At 63.6% G+C, this 18,903-nt stretch carries 16 protein-coding genes; 8 read left to right on the plus strand and 8 right to left on the minus strand.

Annotation, left to right across the window (positions count from 1 at the left end; translation table 11 throughout):
- Nucleotides 1-6 precede the first annotated feature (6 nt).
- The gene (locus I3J27_RS28315; protein ID WP_270162163.1) at nucleotides 7-924 is read right to left on the minus strand and encodes a LysR family transcriptional regulator; all 918 of its coding nucleotides are present in this window, start codon (nucleotides 922-924) and stop codon (nucleotides 7-9) included.
- Nucleotides 925-1,050: 126 nt separating this feature from the next.
- Between I3J27_RS28315 and I3J27_RS28320 the strand changes: the two genes are divergently transcribed.
- Nucleotides 1,051-2,349, plus strand: a complete 1,299-nt coding sequence (locus tag I3J27_RS28320; protein ID WP_270162164.1) for an MFS transporter — start codon at nucleotides 1,051-1,053, stop codon at nucleotides 2,347-2,349.
- Nucleotides 2,350-2,370: 21 nt separating this feature from the next.
- Nucleotides 2,371-3,444, plus strand: a complete 1,074-nt coding sequence (locus tag I3J27_RS28325; protein WP_270162165.1) for a tartrate dehydrogenase — start codon at nucleotides 2,371-2,373, stop codon at nucleotides 3,442-3,444.
- A gap of 41 nt (nucleotides 3,445-3,485) precedes the next feature.
- Here I3J27_RS28325 and I3J27_RS28330 read toward each other — a convergent pair whose 3' ends face one another.
- Both I3J27_RS28330 and I3J27_RS28335 read right to left on the minus strand, forming a co-directional pair.
- Nucleotides 3,486-4,334, minus strand: a complete 849-nt coding sequence (locus I3J27_RS28330; protein WP_270162166.1) for a tetratricopeptide repeat protein — start codon at nucleotides 4,332-4,334, stop codon at nucleotides 3,486-3,488.
- A 79-nt stretch (nucleotides 4,335-4,413) separates the two neighbouring features.
- Nucleotides 4,414-5,037 carry a FecR family protein gene (locus I3J27_RS28335; RefSeq protein WP_306417030.1) on the minus strand — a complete coding sequence of 208 codons (624 nt, stop codon included), beginning with the start codon at nucleotides 5,035-5,037 and terminating at the stop codon, nucleotides 4,414-4,416.
- Nucleotides 5,038-5,515: 478 nt separating this feature from the next.
- On the opposite strand from I3J27_RS28335, the gene I3J27_RS28340 reads away from it, so the two are divergent.
- Nucleotides 5,516-9,607, plus strand: a complete 4,092-nt coding sequence (locus I3J27_RS28340; protein ID WP_270162168.1) for a VCBS domain-containing protein — start codon at nucleotides 5,516-5,518, stop codon at nucleotides 9,605-9,607.
- 29 nt (nucleotides 9,608-9,636) lie between these two features.
- On the opposite strand, the gene I3J27_RS28345 is transcribed toward I3J27_RS28340, so the two are convergent.
- Nucleotides 9,637-10,563: a LysM peptidoglycan-binding domain-containing protein gene (locus tag I3J27_RS28345; protein ID WP_270162169.1), complete on the minus strand. Its 927-nt coding sequence runs from the start codon at nucleotides 10,561-10,563 to the stop codon at nucleotides 9,637-9,639.
- A 168-nt stretch (nucleotides 10,564-10,731) separates the two neighbouring features.
- Nucleotides 10,732-11,211 carry a MarR family winged helix-turn-helix transcriptional regulator gene (locus I3J27_RS28350; protein ID WP_270162170.1) on the minus strand — a complete coding sequence of 160 codons (480 nt, stop codon included), beginning with the start codon at nucleotides 11,209-11,211 and terminating at the stop codon, nucleotides 10,732-10,734.
- Nucleotides 11,212-11,311: 100 nt separating this feature from the next.
- On the opposite strand from I3J27_RS28350, the gene I3J27_RS28355 reads away from it, so the two are divergent.
- Entirely contained in the window at nucleotides 11,312-12,520 is a 1,209-nt protein-coding gene (locus I3J27_RS28355) for an ABC transporter substrate-binding protein (protein ID WP_270162171.1), read from the plus strand.
- 15 nt (nucleotides 12,521-12,535) lie between these two features.
- Nucleotides 12,536-13,714 (plus strand): cytochrome P450, encoded by a 1,179-nt coding sequence (locus I3J27_RS28360; protein WP_270162172.1) that lies wholly within the window; start codon nucleotides 12,536-12,538, stop codon nucleotides 13,712-13,714.
- Between the two features lie 129 nt (nucleotides 13,715-13,843).
- Here the strand turns inward: I3J27_RS28360 and I3J27_RS28365 are convergent, their stop codons facing one another.
- Nucleotides 13,844-14,464 carry a CGNR zinc finger domain-containing protein gene (locus I3J27_RS28365; RefSeq protein ID WP_270162173.1) on the minus strand — a complete coding sequence of 207 codons (621 nt, stop codon included), beginning with the start codon at nucleotides 14,462-14,464 and terminating at the stop codon, nucleotides 13,844-13,846.
- A gap of 122 nt (nucleotides 14,465-14,586) precedes the next feature.
- On the opposite strand from I3J27_RS28365, the gene I3J27_RS28370 reads away from it, so the two are divergent.
- Complete coding sequence (locus I3J27_RS28370; protein WP_270162174.1) at nucleotides 14,587-15,438, plus strand: alpha/beta fold hydrolase; 852 nt, start codon at nucleotides 14,587-14,589, stop codon at nucleotides 15,436-15,438.
- Nucleotides 15,439-15,498: 60 nt separating this feature from the next.
- Here the strand turns inward: I3J27_RS28370 and I3J27_RS28375 are convergent, their stop codons facing one another.
- Nucleotides 15,499-16,218 carry a hypothetical protein gene (locus tag I3J27_RS28375; protein WP_270162175.1) on the minus strand — a complete coding sequence of 240 codons (720 nt, stop codon included), beginning with the start codon at nucleotides 16,216-16,218 and terminating at the stop codon, nucleotides 15,499-15,501.
- 288 nt (nucleotides 16,219-16,506) lie between these two features.
- Between I3J27_RS28375 and I3J27_RS28380 the strand changes: the two genes are divergently transcribed.
- Together I3J27_RS28380 and I3J27_RS28385 are read left to right on the plus strand one after the other, a co-directional pair.
- Nucleotides 16,507-17,430, plus strand: coding sequence for an ABC transporter ATP-binding protein (locus tag I3J27_RS28380; RefSeq protein WP_270162176.1), 924 nt, complete (start codon nucleotides 16,507-16,509; stop codon nucleotides 17,428-17,430).
- A complete protein-coding gene (locus I3J27_RS28385; protein ID WP_270162177.1) occupies nucleotides 17,427-18,188 on the plus strand; it encodes an ABC transporter permease in 762 nt (253 codons plus the stop codon). Before I3J27_RS28380 ends, I3J27_RS28385 begins: the two co-directional genes overlap by 4 nt.
- Before the next feature lie 85 nt (nucleotides 18,189-18,273).
- On the opposite strand, the gene I3J27_RS28390 is transcribed toward I3J27_RS28385, so the two are convergent.
- On the minus strand, nucleotides 18,274-18,597 hold the full coding sequence (locus tag I3J27_RS28390; RefSeq protein WP_270162178.1) for a hypothetical protein: 324 nt from the start codon (nucleotides 18,595-18,597) through the stop codon (nucleotides 18,274-18,276).
- Nucleotides 18,598-18,903: the final 306 nt, after the last annotated feature.

Consider the following 18,903-nt stretch of genomic DNA (forward strand, 5'->3'; position numbering starts at 1 on the left):
AGCCGCTCACGCCTCACGCGCATAGCTGCGCAGGCGCGCTTCCAGCACCGCCAGCATGGCATCGCGGGCCGGATCGCGCGAGCCGCGCAGCCATGCCGCGGCGAGCGGCAGCCGGCCGACGGGGCCGCTCTGCTTCGGCCGCAGTGGCACGAAGCGCACGCCCGTCACCGCCATCCGCGTCGTCCAGCGCGGCACGATGGCAACGCCGAGCTTGGTTGCCACCAGATGGATGATGGTCTGCTTCTCGTCGGCGACCTGCACGATGCGCGGCGTCAGCCCGGCCTGCTCGAACAATTTGATGGTGAGGTCGTGACTGTGCGGTCGCGAGCGGCGGTCCGGCACCAGCATCGCCTCCTCGGCGATTTCCGCCAATGCGATCGACTTCTTTCCGGCCAGCGCATGCCGCTGCGGGAACGCCACGATGGCGGTTTCCTGGAGCAGGTCGCGGAATTCGAGCCGCTTGTCCGGCTGGACCGGCGGGCGGACGAAGGCGAGATCGAGCGCGCCGGTTAAAATCTTCGGCAGCAGCCGGATGGTCTTGTCTTCGAGGAGCTGGACCGCAATCTCAGGATGCTTGTCGCGGAAATCCCGCAGCAGCGGCGGCAGCAATCCCGCCGCCGCGCTGTCGATGGCGCCGACCCGCAGGCGCCGCGCGGCGCCCGCGCGCGAGCGATTGCGCAAATTGCTCTCGACCGCCTCGACCTTGGCGAGGATGGCGCGGGCGTCGCGCAGCAGCGTCGTGCCGTCTTCCGTGAGTGAAACGGCCCGCGTCGTCCGGGCGAACAGCCGCGTGCCCAGATCCTCTTCCAGCAGCCTGATCTGACGGCCGAGGGCGGACGGCAGCATCTGAAGCTGCTGCGCTGCACGGCCAAAATGCAACTGCTCGGCCGCCGTCACGAAGCATCGGAGCTGATGCAATTCCATCCTGGTCCTCTCGTCTTCCGGCCTGATTATATCATTTTTTTGTATAAACCAGCGCCAATTGAGTATGCCTCCCGCCCCCGCCTAGGCTCGCTGCCGCACAACGAAAACCGGTTTCAGGAGGTCAGGGTGACGAGCGAGATTCAGACGCGCGTGCTGCGCAAGATCACCTGGCGCATCGTTCCCTTCATCATGCTGCTGTACTTCGTGGCCTTCATCGACCGCGTCAATATCGGCTTCGCCTCGCTGACGATGAACAAGGACATCGGCCTGTCGCCCACCGTTTACGGTTTTGGTGCCGGCATCTTCTTCTGGGGCTATTTCCTGTTCGAGGTGCCCTCCAACATCATCCTGCACAAGGTCGGCGCGCGGATCTGGATCGCCCGGGTGATGATCACCTGGGGCCTCGTCTCGGCGGCGATGGCCTTCGTGCAGGGCGCGACCAGCTTCTACATCCTGCGCTTCCTGCTCGGCGTCGCCGAAGCCGGCTTCTTTCCGGGCATCATCCTCTACCTCTCCTACTGGTTCCCGGCGCGCCAGCGCGCCGCGGTGACCGCGCTGTTCATGGCCGCCGCCCCGCTCTCGACGGTGCTGGGCTCGCCGATCTCGGGCGCGCTGCTGGAGATGGACGGCCTGTTCGGCTTCAAGGGCTGGCAATGGCTGTTCGTGCTGGAGGCGCTGCCGGCCGTGCTGCTCGGCTTCGTCGTGCTGGCCTTCCTGACCGATCGCCCCGAGAAAGCGAAATGGCTTGCCGAGGACGAGCGCCGCTGGCTGGTCGAGACCATGAACGCTGAGACCACCCGCAAGGCTGCAACCGCGAGCCACAGCGTCTGGCGCGGGCTTGCCGATCCGCGCGTGCTGGCACTGGCACTGATCTATTTCGGCACCTCGGCCGGCCTCTACACGCTCGGCGTCTGGGCGCCGCAGATCATCAAGCAGTTCGGGCTGTCCTCGCTTCAGGTCGGTTTCCTCAATGCACTGCCGGCCACCGCCGCCGTCGTCGCCATGATCCTGTGGGCGCGGCATTCGGACCGCACCGGCGAACGCACCTGGCATGTCGTGTGGGCCTGCCTGATTGCGGCTGCGGGCCTCGCCTATGCAGGGCTCGCGGCCGGCGTCGTCGCCGTGCTGGTCGCGCTGGCGCTGGTCAACATCGGCATCTCCTCGGCAAAACCGCCGTTGTGGAGCATGCCGACGCTGTTCCTGTCCGGCCCCGCGGCCGCAGCCGGGATCGCCACCATCAACTCGATCGGCAATCTCGGCGGCTTCGTCGGTCCTGCCATGATCGGCTGGATCAAGGACCAGACCGGCAGTTTTGTCGGCGGACTCTATTTCGTCAGCGGCCTGCTCATTCTCTCGGCGGCCCTCACCCTGCTATTGTCGCGCGCGAAAACCGCGCCCGTCGAACCCGTCTCGCAATCCCACTGATCTCTCAAACGGAGCACCTCCATGCGCACCCATTCGATCGCAGCCATCCCCGCCGACGGCATCGGCCCCGAGGTGATCTCGGCCGGTGTCCGCGTGCTGGAGGCGCTGGCGAAACGCAGCGGCGACCTCGCCTTCACCATCAAGACGTTCGACTGGGGCTCGGACTATTACAAGAAGCACGGCGTGATGATGCCGGCCGACGGTCTCACTGAGCTGAAGAAGTTCGACGCGATCTATTTCGGCGCGGTCGGCGCGCCCGATGTGCCCGACCACATCACGCTGTGGGGCCTGCGCCTGCCGATCTGCCAGGGTTTTGACCAATACGCCAATGTGCGGCCGACCAAGATTTTGCCGGGCGTGGCATCGCCGCTGCGCAATGTCGGTGTCGGCGATCTCGACTGGGTGATCGTGCGCGAGAACTCGGAAGGCGAATATGCCGGCATGGGCGGCCGCGCGCACAAGGGCCTCCCCGAGGAGGTCGGCACCGAGGTCGCCGTGTTCACCCGCGTCGGCGTCACCCGGATCATGCGCTATGCGTTCCAGCTCGCGCAGTCGCGTCCGCGCAAATTCCTGACCGTCGTGACCAAGTCGAACGCGCAGCGCCATGGCATGGTGATGTGGGATGAGATCGCCGCCGAAGTCGCCGGCGAATTCCCCGACGTCACCTGGGACAAGATGCTGGTCGATGCCATGACGGTGCGCATGACGCTGCATCCGAAGAGCCTCGACACCATCGTCGCGACCAATCTCCACGCCGACATCCTCTCGGACCTCGCCGGCGCGCTGGCGGGGAGCCTCGGCGTGGCGCCGACCGGAAACATCGATCCGCAGCGCCGCTTCCCCTCGATGTTCGAGCCGATCCACGGCTCGGCCTTCGACATCACCGGCAAGGGCATCGCCAACCCGGTCGCGACGTTCTGGACCGGCGCACAGATGCTCGAGCATCTCGGCGAGAAGGACGCGGCCATGCGGCTGATGGCGGCGGTGGAGCGCGTCTGCGCGGCCGGCGTGCTCACGCCCGATGTCGGCGGCAAGGCGACGACAAAGGACGTGACGGATGCCGTGATCGACGCGATCCACGGGTCGAACCTCTAACGACTAATTCCAACCAGGCAGAGCCGTCCCGTCGCCCGACATCATTGTACGCCATGGCGGACGAAGTCGTCACCGACCGTGGCCTCGATGATCCTCGCTGCGGAGATGTCGCTATCACCACCGGCTTTGTCACCTCGCCTGAGCCTGGCAAGCCCGCGGCCGTAAAGCGCACTTGCCAGCCTTGGCTCGAGCCGCAGCGCTGAATCGTAGTCATCGATGGCCGCGGGAAGCTGGTTCATCTTCAAATGGATCAGCGCTCGCGAGTCGTAGGTCGCGGCACTGTTCGATCCCGCCTGAAGCGCCCTGTTGCAGTCGTCGAGTCCGGCCTGCAGATTGCCCAGCACCGCCCTGATCCAGCAGCGTCCGCTCCAGGCAAGACTCAAAGTCGGATCGAGACGAATGGCCTCGTCGAAATCGCGAGCGGCACGCTCGTACTGGCCCATTTTGAGGTAGGCTTCCGCGCGGTTGGCGAAGGCGCCGCCATATTTGGGGTTGAGCTTGATTGCCTGGTCGAATGCCTTGACCGCATCGTCATAGGCTCCCTTCCTGAGATACGCCACGCCGCGGTTGTTCACCGGCTTGACGTAATCTCGCGCGAGCTCGATCGCCCGATCGAAATCCCTGATCGCGCGGTCGTATTCCGCCGTTGCGGTATAAGCATTGCCACGATTGTTGTACGCCACAGCCAGCGCATCCGCCTTGGTCTCACCCGAATCAATGAGCGCCGTACAGCCGACGATCCGCGCTTGGGGCGAAATGCGGTCCGCACCGTTGCACTGTTCGATATTCTTGAGCTGCCCATTCTTCTGCGGCTGTTCCGCCAGCGCCGGCGAACAGAGCAACAGCAAGGCGAGAACGAGTGCGACGCGGTCGATGATGGCGGCGCTCATGGTCTTGTCCGTGTCAGGCCCTGCCGGAGCGTCCGCCTCGTTGCCCGACGGCGAGAAGAGATTCCGCCTGAAGATCGCTTCAGCATCCCCGGCAGATGTTCAGCTTGGGAGTGCCCCCCCGTCCGCCCTCGGGCTTCGCGGCAGTTGCGCGCTTCGCGAGCAATTTGCTTTTGCCCTCTTCGATAAGAGTCGAAAACCTGACAGCACCATCATCCGAAATTTCGATATGTGGCGTGGTGCCTCGGATTCCCATGGTTGCGACGGGCGTATCGACCTTCATATCGCCTGTCTCGGCGACCTTGCCGGCAACGAACGTGGCCGCCCCCTTGGTCAGATTGAAGAACGTCGCATTGGACTTGCCGGCCGGTTCGTATACGTACTCGTCCAAAATCATGCGAGCGTTGCTCAACAGATTGAACGACGAGCCATCGCTGAAGTTGATGCCGACCCGGCTGTCGGTTCCGGTTCGAACCACGTCGCCGAGATACACGACGTCGCCGACCTTGGCTTGAGCGGCCCGGCGGGGAAAGTTCGCCTGGACGACAACAGCACCTACGTGCTCGATCGTGACCTCCCCCGTGGCGGTTATGACTTTCCCGATGGGTTTTGGGGCCACATCCTGAACGCCGGGCTTCGCAGGATCGACTTGCGCCTGCGCTGGCACAGCGAGAACATTCGCGAATGCCCAAACGAAACCGGTCACCAAAGCTGCAATCGTGTGCCTGCACATGACCCGCCCTTTCCGAGAAGATCTGGTTCGCGTGGCCGCCTGATGGCTCGGTGAACCTTTCGCTAAGCCCGCACGTCGTGCATCGTGGGTATCTACGATCTAGATCGGGCCTGCGGCAGCCTTCCAGACGGGGTACCTCTTTTTTTCCTTGGACGTTAGTCCCAAGCCATTTGCCCGGCCACCGAAATTAAGTCACATTTCGCGCCGCTCAATCGTCAACTGTCCCCGAGAGACAATACCCGCTCACGTCGAGACGTTGCAACTCCCGTGAGCCCGTCATCCTCTTGGCTATGCCCATAAAGATCAATTTGCTTCATCAGACGTTTTCGGCGTGCAGGCCCAAGGTTGCCAACGCCAATAGATTCTGCCCCGTGGCGAAGGCAAAAACCAACAACAAGAAGACTGCGGCACCGCGCTGAGCCTGATTTGCCCGACCGGCGAGGCCAAAGCCATGTTAGTTGCGTCCGGCGTTGAACCCCGGGATGAGGTCAGCGCGATCCTCCCTCACCGGATCATCGGCATAGTTCAGACAGCGATTGGTTACGCCACTCTCACGCGTGACGCCGGCACCGCCGCTCAAGTCAGCGTTGGCGACCCTGTCTGTCATGGTGACATAATCGAGACTGCCGCGGACGCGCAGATCGGAATTCTGCTGATCGACAACACCGTTTTCAACGTGGGCGGCGGCTCTCGCGTCGAGCTGAGCGATTACGCTTACGATTCCGACGGCGCCGTGCATTCGATCGTGCTTGGGGTCACCCGGGGAAGCTTTTCCTTCGCGGCCGGCCGATTGGAAAACGGCGGCGCTCTGACGTTCGAGACACCGATTGGAAGCATTCGCGGGCGCTCCTATTCGAGCGGTTTCGGCATGTTGACGCTTGCGGCGTTGACCTTCTCGATGATGACGGACGCAAACGCCGCCGACCCGGACGCCACATTCCTGGATGATGACAGGATCACCTACAAGGACCTGCGGCACGGCGCCTTCGAGCTCATCACCAAGGAGCCGGTGCCGCGACACATCATCGTAGAAGATCCCGGCGAGACCGTTGTCCTGAAGAGGATCGGCTCCTCGGTCATCGTGAACCAGGTTGCCAACAGTGCGGCTCGCATGGAGGAGCTACAGGCGGCGCAACAGGACGTGCTCGCCAATCTCACGCGCGGTCCGACGGGATCCAGCACGCCCAATTTCGGCAGCTCGCTCGCGCTGCAGCACATCAACTTTACATCGGATAACACGACTGCGCCGCCAAACCAGCTTCCGCCACAGCCGGTGATCGTCCTCCCATTGGTCGAGCGGCCGTTGCCGACACTGATCCTGCCGGCCGGACCAGTCGAGATCGATACGATCACGTTCGACCAGTTTACCGAGACAAGCGGCACCTTCACCGCCAGCAGCCTGTTCGGCTCCACGCTGACCTACGGCCTCAGCGGAGGGACGGTCGGCACCACGGTCCTGAATGGAGCGACATACGATATCTCGCAGGCCGGTCCGTATGGCACCCTCTATCTCAACAGCACATCCGGCGCCTACATTTTTGTTCCGAACAGCGATGCGATCAATGCCTTGTCGGCGCCGACGACCACAAGCTTTATCGTCACGGTCTCGGACGGCGGGCTCACGGCGAGTCAGACCTTCACCATCGCGATTCATGGCGTCAACGACACTGCCACGATCTCAGGCAACGCCAGCGGCACGGCGGCGGAAGCGGGCGGCGTCGCCAACGCGGCACCGGGTACACCGACCGCGACCGGCACGCTCACGGACACGGACGTCGACAACCCGCCCAACACCTTCACGGCGGTCAGTTCACCGACCAGGAGCACCGGCGGCTACGGCCATTTCACGATGACGGCCGCCGGAGTGTGGACCTACACGCTCGACGACGGCAACAGCTCAGTACAGGCCTTGAATGCCGGCGATACCCTGATCGATACCTTTACAGTGACCAGCATCGACGGCACTCCCCAGGTCGTGACCATCACGATCCACGGCAGCAACGATGCCGCCGTCATCTCCGGCACCGCGACCGGTTCGGTCGTCGAGGCGAGCGGCGCTTCGCCCGGCGCGCCGGTCGCGACGGGCACCCTCGCCGCGGCGGATGTCGACAATCCGGCCAACACGTTCGCGGCCGTCGTCTCGCCGACGGCAAGCGCCCACGGCTATGGCAGCTTCACGATCACCGCGGCCGGGACGTGGACCTACGCACTCGACAATACCAACACCGTGGTGGCGGCGCTCAACAATGGCGACACGCTGACCGACAACTTCACGGTGACCACGGCCGACGGCACGGCACAGGTGGTGACGATCACCATCAACGGCAGCAACGATGCTGCGGTGGTTTCCGGAGCCACGACCGGCTCGGTGGTCGAGGCCGGAGGCATAGCCAATGGCACGCCTGGCACGCAAACTGCGGCTGGCACACTGACCGATGTCGATCCTGACAACACGTCGAACACCTTCACCCCGGTCGGTACGCCGAGGACGAGCGCGGGCGGCTTCGGCACCTTCACCATGACGGCGCTGGGCACGTGGACGTACACGCTCGACAACAGCAACAGCACCGTGCAGGCTCTCAATGTCGGCGATACCCAGACCGATCAGTTCACCGTCACGACTGTCGACGGCACGCCGCAGGTGGTGACGATCACGATCCACGGCACGAATGACGCTGCCGTCATTTCCGGAACCAAGACGGGCTCGGTGCTCGAAGCCGGCGGCATCTCCTCCGGCACGCCGGCTGCGACCGGCACGCTCACTGACACCGACCTCGACAATCCCGCCAATACCTTCACGGCGGTCACTTCGCGCACGGCAAGCGACGGCGGCTACGGCACCTTCACCATGACCGCATCCGGGGTTTGGACCTATACCCTCGACAACAACAACAGCGTGGTGGACGCACTCGATGTCGGCGACACGCTCACTGATCACTTCGCGGTGACGACGATCGACGGCACCACGCAAGAGGTGACGATCGCCATCCATGGCGCCAGCGACGCCGACCCCAACGACTTCGACAATTTGGCGACAGGCGCCACGGTCGTATCCGATGCCCCGTTTGTCTACGGCACTCCTGGAAGCGACAGTATCGCCGGTGGCGGCAACATTCCCCAAACCGTCTACGGGGGCGCCGGTGACGACACCATCAACGGCACCGGCGTGAACGACACCATCTTCGGCGGATCGGGCAACGATACGATCAAGGGCAATAACGGCGATGACGTCATCTACGGTGGATCGGGACAGGACAATATCGACGGCAGCAACGAGAACGACACCATCATCGGCGGGCTCGGCCCGGACAAGCTCACGGGCGGCAATGGCAGTGATGTCTTCGTTTATCTGTCGGCGGCAGATTCCAGTGCGGGCCGGTTCGACACGGTCAGTGACTTCAGATCAGGAACCGACAGGATCGATTTGACGGCCATAGGCGCGCTCGGATTCGTGATCCTGGCTCTGAGCTCCACAAGCACGTCCGTGCCGCCCCACACCATCGCCTGGGTCTACGACAGCTCAGCCAATGAAACCATCGTGTATGTCAATCCAACGGATCAAACTCTCCAGATCGGCGATTCCGGCCTGCTGGAAGTTCATCTCCAGGGCATCGCGACCGTCGATTCGTCGGACTTCATCGTGGACCAAAGCGCGGCACCGGCCCTGGCTGTGAGCGAAGCGATCGATCCGACCGTAGCGATGCAAAGTGACACGACGCTTGTGACGACCAGCACTTCCGACATCTCAACCGGAACGACGGACAGTACCGGCACTCTTTCGTTCGACTGGAGTTCAACCGCGCTCGATGTGAGCTATTCCCGCGATGATCAACCCTGGAGCCGGTGGAGCGACGAGAGCACCGCTTCCACCACGGGCGAGACCGCGACGCAATCCATCGTCTCCGAACCGGCGTACGTTTTGCTTTCGATGGACGGCTTCAGATTTGTCTTCGAACAGACCGAGACCAGCAACAACACCTATCCGAACGGAATTGGTGCGGGCGGCGCGGCGATGGAAAATCATGCCACGCTGGATATCTCTCTGGTCGTGCCGAACGAGCTCCTTGCGACCGACCAACATCTCGGCAATGGCAAGTCTGCCGAGGCTCCTGGCCATGCGCGTGCTGCCGATACCGGGAGTGCAGTTGATGCCGCCTCGCAGAAGGGCCTCGGGAACGGCGACGGCGCTCATTCGATTTCTCCTCAAGCAAGCGAGCACGGTCATGGTCCGACCGAGAGACCGGACGGGCCTCATTCTCAACTGCATTCTGCGGCAGATGGAGCACCCGGCACACACGGAAACTCGCAAGCAAATCCGCACGCGTCGGATGATTCCTTCAAATTCCTGAAGCCGGCGATCGAGAAATCGAGCATCACATTTTTGGACGATGTCCCGGCGCCACCCGGTCATCACGAACACATGGCAAAAGCCGACGAACATGGTGGCGCCGCTTCAGCCACCGACGTTTCGCAGCTGGACCATGGCCTTCACATTGCGGGCGGTTCAGCCGGGCATCATGTGCCGCACGATCTCATCGTGTGACCTTGGCCGGCTGACGGTGGTCTTCGGGGTTACCGCCGCGTCGGCGTCGCCATCGCGGCGGCAGGCTCAGGCGGCGTCAGGTGGCGTGGGACGATGATGGTCTGCCCCGGCGTGAGCTGCGCGTTCTCCGCCAGCGAGTTGCTCTGCGCCAGCGTCCACAGCGGTACGCGATTGGCGGCGGCGATGCTCGCCATGGTGTCGCCGGCGCGCACCGGCAGCCGCACGCCGCTGTCCCATAATTCGACCAGCGTATTCGCAGGCACGAGATAGCGCAGCGGCACGGCATCGGCCTGGCTCTGCACCGGGATGCGCGGCAACTGCGTCACCATGTCGACGATCTGGCGGTGGATCTCGTCCGACTTCTCGATGTTGATGTGCGAGACCCGGCTGTTTTCCTTCAGATCGTAGCTCGCGTAATGGCCGCGATAACCGGGCACGGCCACGACGTCGCCGCCGCCGAGCACGCTGTCGGAGAGGAAGATGTTGATGAAGCGCTCGACGTTGAGCGGCACGTCGCCGGTCGCATGCGCGGGATCGATGGCGATGACGAGGCTGATCGGGATGTTCTCCTTGGCCGCCATTTCGGAGATGACGACCGAGCACAGCCCGCCCATGGAGTGGCCGATCAGCACGATCGGCGCCGGGCTCTCCTTGTAGCTGGTGATGGCGCGATCGCCGATCCACCGGCAGATGGTGAATTCATAGACATTGGCCGAGAAGCCGGCCTTGGTCAGCTTCTCTTCGAGCCGGTCCATGCCGGTCGAGAAGATCGGGCCCATGGCGCCGCGGAACAGGTAGATCTTTGGCGGCGGCAGAGGCTCGACGGGAGCGGGAGGCGGCGCGGTGGCCGTCACGGCCTGGCGCTTCGACTTGGCGGGAGAGCCTGCGGCCGTGCCGATGCCCAGGGCGAGCAGCGCAACCGCTGCCAGCACCACAATTCGCCTTGGATCAAGCATCAGTCCAGCAGTCCCACCACGGGAGGCAAGGGCCTCTCCCAAACTGGCTTAGTGACGGCCGATTTGGCGGATTTTGGGGCATGGAAGCAGCCAGCAACGATCCGCCACACACATGCAGGACTTGACGGGACTTTGCGACGATTGGCCTCAGTTTGCGCTCGCAATCGGCTAAAACGGCAGCATTCGGTTCAGCAATTCGAGCAGCGTGCGCTGCTCGGCCTCGGTGAGCGGGGCCAGCATCTTCCGGTTATAGGGCTCCGTCAGCCTTGCCCCCTCGGCAATGAGCTTTGCGCCCTTCGGCGTGAGCACGAGCTCGACGGCGCGGCGATCGGACTTCGAGCGGTTGCGCTTGATGAAGCCCGACGATTCGAGCTCGTTCAGGATCTTGATCAAATTCGGCAACCGCAGCCGGAGCAGGCTGGCGAGACTGCTCGGCGGCACGCCGGGATTGTCGCGAATGACGGCGAAGATCGCATAGGTCGCGGGCGTCAGGCCCAAGGCGGCGAACTCCTCGTAAAACCCTTCGAAAAATTTCAGCTGCGCGAGGCGCAGCATGAAGCCGGGCGTCCGCTGCAGCGCGCGCAGGTCCAGCGAGTTCTCCATCTGCTGAGCAGGCTTCGCTCCGGGTCTGACGGTTTTCGGGCTCATGATTCTCAATCCAAGGGCGGGCCGAATTGACACTCTCAAAAATAGCTATAAAATATAACTATTATTCAGCGGCACCAAGACCGCACATGGGAGGGACACAATGAACAGCAAATTCCTGCATAAATTATGCATCTTGGCCGCAACTCTGACCGCCGCGCCGGCATTCGCACAGGACGCCGTGAAGATCGGCATCCTGAACGACCAGTCCGGTCCGTTCGCGAGCTATCAGGGCATTGGCTCAGTCGTCGCCGCTAAGATGGCGGTCGAGGATTATGGCGGAAAGGCCGCCGGCAAGCCGGTCGAGGTCGTCGCAGCCGACCACCAGAACAAGACCGACATCGGGATCGGCATCGCCCGGCGCTGGTACGAGAACGAGGGCGTCGATGCGATCTTCGACATCCCGAACTCGTCGATCGCGCTGGCAGTGGCCGGCATGAGCGCCGAGAAGAACAAGGTCTTCGTCGGATCTGGCGCCGGCACGGTGCTCCTGACCGGCGAGAAGTGCACGCCGAACACCGTGCACTGGACCTACGACACCTATGCCTACGGGCGCGGCCTCGGCAAGGCGATCGTGCAGCAGGGCGGCAAGAAGTGGTTCTTCATCACCGCCGACTATGCCTTCGGCCATGACCTGGAAAAGCAGGCGGCCGAGGCCGTCAAGGCATCCGGCGGCGAGGTCCTCGGCAGCGTGCGGCACCCGCTGGGAACGGCCGATTACGCCTCGTTCCTGCTCCAGGCCCAGGCCTCGGGCGCGAATGTCATCGGCTTTGCCAATGCCGGCGACGACACCATCACGTCAATGAAGCAGGCCGCCGAGTTCGGACTGACCAAGGACCACAAACTGGTCGGATTGATCCTGGGCATGAACGGCCTTCCCGCGCTCGGGCTGAAGTTTGCGCAAGGCGCGCAGATCATGAATCCGTTCTACTGGGATCTGAACGACGGCACACGTGCTTTCGCAAAACGCTTCGCCGAGCGCATTCCCTCGAAGGCCTATCCGAACGACATGCAGGCCGGCGTCTATGCCTCGATCATTCACTATCTCAAGGCGGTCGACAAGGCCGGCAGCGCCAAGGACGGCAAGGCCGTCGTCGCCGCGATGAAGGAGATGCCGACCGACGATCCTCTGTTCGGCAAGGGCTATATCCGCAAAGACGGACGCAAGATCCACCCGCTCTATTTGCTCCAGGTCAAGGCGCCCGAGGAGTCGAAATCCACCTGGGATCTGTTGAAGGTCGTCGCCACCATCAAGGGCGAGGACGCGTTCCGCGCCGAGAGCGAAGGCCAGTGCCCGCTGAGCAAGCAATAGGAAGCGGAGCTGATCATGAGCGGCATCGCCTCCAGTCCGGTCGACCCGTTCGCGCCTGACTTCCTGATGGACCCCTACCCTGCCTATGAGGCGTTGCGCGCGCTCGGGCCCGTATTCGCGCTGGAGCGCTATGGCGTGTGGGCGATGGCCGGCTATGCCGAGGTCGAGCCGGCCCTGAAGGACTGGAAGACGTTCATCAGCGGTGAGGGCGTCGGGCTGCACGGGATGAACCCTGCGCTGCCGAAGCCGCTCACGCTCCAGATCGACCCGCCCGACCACGACAAGGGCCGGCGGGTCCTCGGCCGCACGCTGTCTCCGGGCGTCGCAAGGAAGCTACGGGAGACGTTTCAACGGGAGGCGGAGAGGAAGGTCGCGGAGCTGATCGACAAGGGCACGTTTGATGCCGTGAGCGACCTGGCCGAAGCCTATCCCATGAAGGTGTTTCCGGATACGATCGGCATCCGGCCGGATGGCCGCGAGAAGCTGCTGGCCTGGAGCACGTTTGTGTTCGACAGCTTCGGCCCTGACAATGAAATGCTGGCCACATCGCGCAAGGCAGGCCTCGCCGCGCAAAGCTGGATCATGGAATGCTGCGCCCGAGATGCGCTACAGCCCGACAGCCTCGGCATGATGATCTACCAAGCGGCCGATGAGGGCGAAATCAGCGAGCACGAAGCAACCCATCTGGTGCGACCGTTCCTCACCGCCGGGATCGACACCACGGTCAACGGCATCGGCAACACCCTGCTCGCGCTCGCCACGCATCCGGATGAATATCGCAAGCTCCACCACAAGCCTGAGCTGGCGCGCAACGCCTTCGAGGAAGGCCTGCGCTATGATTCACCGGTGCAGACGTTCTTTCGCACCACCTCGCGCGACGTCGAGATCGGTGGCGGCGTGATCCCCGCCCACCGCAAGGTGCTGCTGTTCATGGCCTCCGCCAATCGCGATCCCGCGCGATGGGACGGAGCCGACCGCTTCGAGGTCGAGCGGGTTGCCACCGGGCATGTCGGCTTCGGCGCCGGCATTCACGCCTGCGTCGGCCAGATGATCGCGCGCCTGGAAGGCGAACTGATCTTCAGCGAGCTCGCAAGGCGCGTGAAGACCATCGAGCTCACGGCCGAGCCGAAGCGCAGGCTCAACAATTCCCTGCGCGGGCTGGAGAGCATGCCGATCCGAGTGACGGCTGCCTAAGGCGCGATGAGATTACGATGAATCGTCATCGCGCTTTAGGTTGTTGTTTGAGCATGATCTTTTCGGAAAACCGCTTCGCACTTTTCCGGATCATGCTCTAGGCTGCGCCGCATGTGGCACTGCCCTCGGTCAGTGCCTGTGCTTGAGCCTGTCGCGGTGCGCGGCCTGCTTGGCACGGTTGCCGCAGACCGCCATCGTGCACCATCGTCGCGCGCGTCTGCGGGTGTGGTCGACGAACAGCATCGTGCAGTTATGGCCTTCGCATGCCTTCACGTCGGCGAAATCCTCCTCGCAGACGAATTTCGCCAGCGCTTCGCCGATCGGCAGCAGCAGGGATTGCGGCGATTGCCAGCGCCGTGTCATCCGCAGCGCGAGGCCGTGATTGCCGTCATCATGCCGGGCTTCGATCCGGCTGTAGGCTTCGTCGCGCTCCAGCAGGCTGTTCAGCGGACCGAGCTCGCGCAACGCCTCCGCCGCGAGCGGCCGGCCCGCATGCTCCAGAACGAAGCCACGAAACCATTCGCGCAGGTCGCGCGCCTGATCGGCGGCTTTGTCCAGCTCCCCAGGCCTCGCGCGCGCCTTCAGCGCGTCGAGCTCGTCCGCAGGCACCAGCTTCGCCTGAGTCAGCCAGTCGATCAGACCATTGCCATCGTCGAGCCAATCCACGGGCGTATCGACCGGCGTCGCCACCGAGTTGAGGAAATCGAGACCGAGCGAGTCGGCAATGAACATGGCGGGCGGTCTGTCCATGGGCGGTCCTTGGCTGGCCCGATGAGGCAGCTTAAGTAACCTGTATAATGACGATTGACAAGTTACCCTAAGTTAGTAACCTGATAAATACGATTTGTCAGGTTACAAAAACGGAGACGGTCATGACCCCGACGACCTACCGCACCGCGGATGTCGATGGCTTCAAGGTGTTCTATCGCGAGGCCGGTGCCAAAGGCGCGCCGAAGCTTCTGCTGCTGCATGGCTTCCCGAGCGCCGGTCACATGTTCCGCGACCTGATCCCGTTGCTCGCAGACAGGTTTCACATCGTGGCGCCCGATCTTCCCGGCTTCGGGCAGTCCGACATGCCTGCGCGCGAAACATTCCGCTACACCTTCGACAATGTCGCGCACGTGATCGAGCGCTTCACCGAGGTGATCGGCTTCGACCGCTTCTCCGTCTATGTGTTCGATTATGGTGCGCCGACCGGCTTCCGGCTGGCGCTGCGCCACCCCGAGCGGATCACGGCGATCATCTCGCAGAATGGCAACGCCTATGAGGATGGCCTCAGCGACGGCTGGACCCCGATCAAGGCCTATTGGCAGGACCCGTCGCAGGCCAATCGCGAGGCTCTGCGCGGCTTCCTCACGCCGGAAGCAACGCGCTGGCAGTACACGCATGGCGTCCCCGATCCGACGATCGTGTCACCGGACGGCCAGAACCTCGACAATTTCTATCTCGCGCGCCCCGGCTCCGACGACGTGCAGCTCGACCTGTTCGGCGACTACAAGAGCAACGTTGCGCTCTATCCGGCCTTCCAGGACTATTTCCGCAACCACAAGCCGCCGTTCCTGGCGGTCTGGGGCAAGAACGACCCGTTCTTCATCCCGCCCGGCGCCGAAGCCTTCAAGCGCGACAATCCCAATGCGGTGGTGCAGTTCTTCGACACCGGCCATTTCGCGCTCGAGACGCATGCACGCGAGATCGCGGACGCCATTCGCGCGTTCTTGAGATGACGGGAGAGACGCGGCATCGCGCGCGCCCTCGTCGCGCGCGATGCCGAAGCGTAATGCGCCTTAGTTCCTGGCCGGGGCCGTGGCCGCCGCCGAGCGCGCCTGCCTAGGTGCGCCGGGCTCGGCGACCGGGGCTGCCGGGGCGCGCGAGCGCATGATGGCGGCATCGATCTCGGCGATGACGCGGCGCTGGATCGCCTCGTTCTTGTCGATCGAGATGTGGCCGACACCGGTGCCGCGCACGTCGACATTGTCGAGCTTGCCGCGCAGGCCGACCGCGGCCCGCACCGGCTCGCCGGGGCCGTCGCCGATATAGATGTTGATGTAGCGTTCGGCGCCGGTCGACAGCCTGGTCTTGAACACGGAATCGAGGCCGATCGCGAGCTTCACGGGCACGCCGAGCTGGTTGAGCTTGGCGATCATGTCCGGCAGCGCGGTCGCGCCCGAGGAATGCCCGACCAGCACGATGGTCTTGAGCCGGCCGGCCCTGTAGTTCGCCGCCGCTTCATCGGCGAGCGAGGACCAGGACACGAAATTGGCGACGGTCACCGGAATGCCCTGGGCCTGGAGGCGGGCACCGATCGTGTCGAGGCCGAGCGAGAAGATGTTGAGCACGCCCCGGAGCAGGTAGACATGCGTGGTCGCGGCGGCGGCCTGGCTCGGCGCCGCCCTTGCGGTGGTCGGGCTGATGGCAACAGCTGACAGCAGGAGCAGGCAAATCGCCCACACGCGGATGGCGGACAACTGGCTGGCGCCGGCGGTGTGACGGCCGTTCGGTCTCATCGATCTTTTCCCTGGGGACATGCGCTTTGCGATTGGCCGGAATCGTAGCCACGGCCTGCTCGCAGACGCAACAAAGAGGCGCGTGAGCGGCAAATGTTAGCCGCGGTCCGTGACCATCGCGCAACACTTGCCTGAAACCTGCCACCGAAGAGCCTGTTTTAAGACCATTTTTCTCCCGGCAATTGCGGCCGGGCAAGTGCATTCCTATTTCAGGGCTCCGCTGACCCGCCGCCGAGGTGGGTTCCAGCCTCCCCTCCCCAGCCTTTGCCCCTCTGACTTACGGCCATCATGTCCTCCATCATTTCCGTCGCCAATTTGTCGAAGACCTATGGGTCCGGCTTCAAGGCGCTCAAGAACGTCAATCTCGACATCAAGCGCGGCGAGATCTTTGCGCTGCTCGGCCCCAACGGCGCCGGCAAGACCACGCTGATCTCGATCATCTGCGGCATCGCCAATCCGAGCGAGGGCAAGGTCCTCGTCGGCGGCGAGAGCATCCAGACCTCCTACCGCAAGGCGCGCTCGCTGATCGGCCTCGTGCCGCAGGAATTGCACACCGACGCCTTCGAAAGCGTGTGGGCGACCGTGAGTTTCTCCCGCGGCCTGTTCGGCAAGCCGAAGAATCCCGCGCATATCGAGAAGGTGCTCAAGGACCTCTCGCTGTGGGACAAGAAGGACAACAAGATCATCACGCTCTCCGGCGGCATGAAGCGCCGCGTGATGATCGCGAAAGCGCTGTCGCACGAGCCGCAGATCCTGTTCCTGGACGAGCCCACCGCCGGCGTCGACGTCGAGCTTCGCAAGGGCATGTGGGAGGTGGTGCGCACGCTGCAGCAGTCCGGCGTCACCATCATCCTCACCACGCACTACATCGAGGAAGCCGAGGAGATGGCCGACCGCATCGGCGTCATCAACAAGGGCGAGATCGTGCTGGTCGAGGACAAGGCGACCTTGATGCAGAAGCTCGGCAAGAAACGGCTGACGCTGCATCTGCAGGGCAAGATCAATTCGCTGCCGGACAGCCTCAGCCATTACGAGCTCGACCTCTGCGACAATGGCGCGACGCTGGTCTACGACTACGACACCAAGGGCGAGCGCACCGGCATCACCAGCCTGCTCGGCGACCTCCGCACCGCCGGCATCCGCTTCAACGATCTCGACACGACGCAATCGTCGCTCGAGGACATCTTCGTCGACCTCGTGAGGACGTCATGAATCACCGCGCCATCCGCGCCATCTATCTGTTCGAAATGGCGCGCACCTGGCGCACGCTGCTGCAAAGCATCGTCTCGCCCGTCGTTTCGACCTCGCTCTATTTCGTGGTGTTCGGCGCCGCCATCGGCTCGCGCATCAGCCAGGTCGAGGGCGTCAGCTACGGCACCTTCATCGTGCCGGGCCTGATCATGCTCTCGGTGCTGACCCAGAGCATCGCCAACGCCTCGTTCGGCATCTACTTTCCGAAATTCACCGGCACAATCTACGAGATCCTGTCGGCGCCGATCTCCTATTTCGAGATCGTGCTCGGCTATGTCGGCGCCGCCGCGACCAAGTCGATCATTCTGGGCCTGATCATCCTCGCAACCGCGGGCCTGTTCGTGCCGCTGCACATCCACCATCCGGTCTGGATGCTGGCCTTCCTGGTGCTGACGGCGGTGACGTTCAGCCTGTTCGGCTTCATCATCGGCATCTGGGCCGACGGCTTCGAAAAGCTGCAGATGATCCCGATGCTGGTGGTGACGCCGCTGACCTTCCTCGGCGGCAGCTTCTATTCCATCGACATGCTGCCGCCGACCTGGCGCACGGTGGCGCTGCTCAATCCGGTGGTCTATCTGATCTCGGGCTTCCGCTGGAGCTTCTACGAGATTGCGGATGTCAGCATGTCCGTCAGCATCGGCATGACGCTGGCGTTCCTGGTGATCTGCCTCGCCGTGATCTGGTGGATTTTCCGCACCGGCTATCGGCTGAAGAACTGACGGCCGCCCGTAGCCCGGATGGAGCGCAAGCGTAATCCGGGACGGTTCGGCGTCTGGACGACGCTCCATCCGGGCGACGACGCCATCACCTGTAGCAATGAAAGCGGTGATAGCCGTCATAATAGCCGCGGCAGCGGCGATAGCCACGGTGGGGAATGCCGAACACGCCCTCCACCGCGCCGACGGCCCCACCGACACCGGCGCCGACCGCGCCTCCGACGACACCGCCCACCGGACCGGCGATGCGGTTGCCTTCGTGGGCTCCCTCCTGGGCACCGCGCACGATGCCCTGGGCGTGGCCGGCGTGCGGCAGCGACAACAGCGCGAGCAGGATGGCGGCGGCTGCGAACAGCAGGCGGAGTGGCAAACCGGCCGGCAATGACGCGGCGGCGATACGGGCTTTGTTCATCTTCGGTCCCAAGGGAAGCAAAGGGCAAAAGACGGCGGACGCCGCCTGTCGAGGCTGGTTACGATCAACGTCTGAAGCGGCCGAATGGTTGCACCTTTGTGACGAATTGTCGGCGTTGTGAACGCGCATCCGCTCGCGAAAATGTCAGCATCGCCGCTGTCAGCGCGGCACAAAGCGGCCTTGCTTACGCCGGGCGCCACGTTAACGATGGGCTCGCAGGCTGCTGGAACGAAAGCCGGATTGCAGGCATATTGCACGCCGGGGGACGGAGAGCCGCGGCGCTAGTGTGAACAGGCCCGGAGGCCA

Source organism: Bradyrhizobium xenonodulans, assembly GCF_027594865.1.
Classification (GTDB): Bacteria; Pseudomonadota; Alphaproteobacteria; order Rhizobiales; family Xanthobacteraceae; genus Bradyrhizobium; species Bradyrhizobium xenonodulans.

Excerpts from the sequence above, each read along its gene's own strand:
- I3J27_RS28360 (WP_270162172.1), top strand. The coding sequence starts at position 12,536 with ATGAGCGGCATCGCCTCCAGTCCGGTCGACCCGTTCGCGCCTGACTTC.
- I3J27_RS28375 (WP_270162175.1), bottom strand. The coding sequence starts at position 16,218 with ATGAGACCGAACGGCCGTCACACCGCCGGCGCCAGCCAGTTGTCCGCC.
- I3J27_RS28385 (WP_270162177.1), top strand. The coding sequence starts at position 17,427 with ATGAATCACCGCGCCATCCGCGCCATCTATCTGTTCGAAATGGCGCGC.
- I3J27_RS28390 (WP_270162178.1), bottom strand. The coding sequence starts at position 18,597 with ATGAACAAAGCCCGTATCGCCGCCGCGTCATTGCCGGCCGGTTTGCCA.
- I3J27_RS28380 (WP_270162176.1), top strand. The coding sequence starts at position 16,507 with ATGTCCTCCATCATTTCCGTCGCCAATTTGTCGAAGACCTATGGGTCC.
- I3J27_RS28330 (WP_270162166.1), bottom strand. The coding sequence starts at position 4,334 with ATGAGCGCCGCCATCATCGACCGCGTCGCACTCGTTCTCGCCTTGCTG.
- I3J27_RS28370 (WP_270162174.1), top strand. The coding sequence starts at position 14,587 with ATGACCCCGACGACCTACCGCACCGCGGATGTCGATGGCTTCAAGGTG.
- I3J27_RS28315 (WP_270162163.1), bottom strand. The coding sequence starts at position 924 with ATGGAATTGCATCAGCTCCGATGCTTCGTGACGGCGGCCGAGCAGTTG.
- I3J27_RS28365 (WP_270162173.1), bottom strand. The coding sequence starts at position 14,464 with ATGGACAGACCGCCCGCCATGTTCATTGCCGACTCGCTCGGTCTCGAT.
- I3J27_RS28350 (WP_270162170.1), bottom strand. The coding sequence starts at position 11,211 with ATGAGCCCGAAAACCGTCAGACCCGGAGCGAAGCCTGCTCAGCAGATG.
- I3J27_RS28355 (WP_270162171.1), top strand. The coding sequence starts at position 11,312 with ATGAACAGCAAATTCCTGCATAAATTATGCATCTTGGCCGCAACTCTG.
- I3J27_RS28345 (WP_270162169.1), bottom strand. The coding sequence starts at position 10,563 with ATGCTTGATCCAAGGCGAATTGTGGTGCTGGCAGCGGTTGCGCTGCTC.
- I3J27_RS28325 (WP_270162165.1), top strand. The coding sequence starts at position 2,371 with ATGCGCACCCATTCGATCGCAGCCATCCCCGCCGACGGCATCGGCCCC.
- I3J27_RS28340 (WP_270162168.1), top strand. The coding sequence starts at position 5,516 with ATGTTAGTTGCGTCCGGCGTTGAACCCCGGGATGAGGTCAGCGCGATC.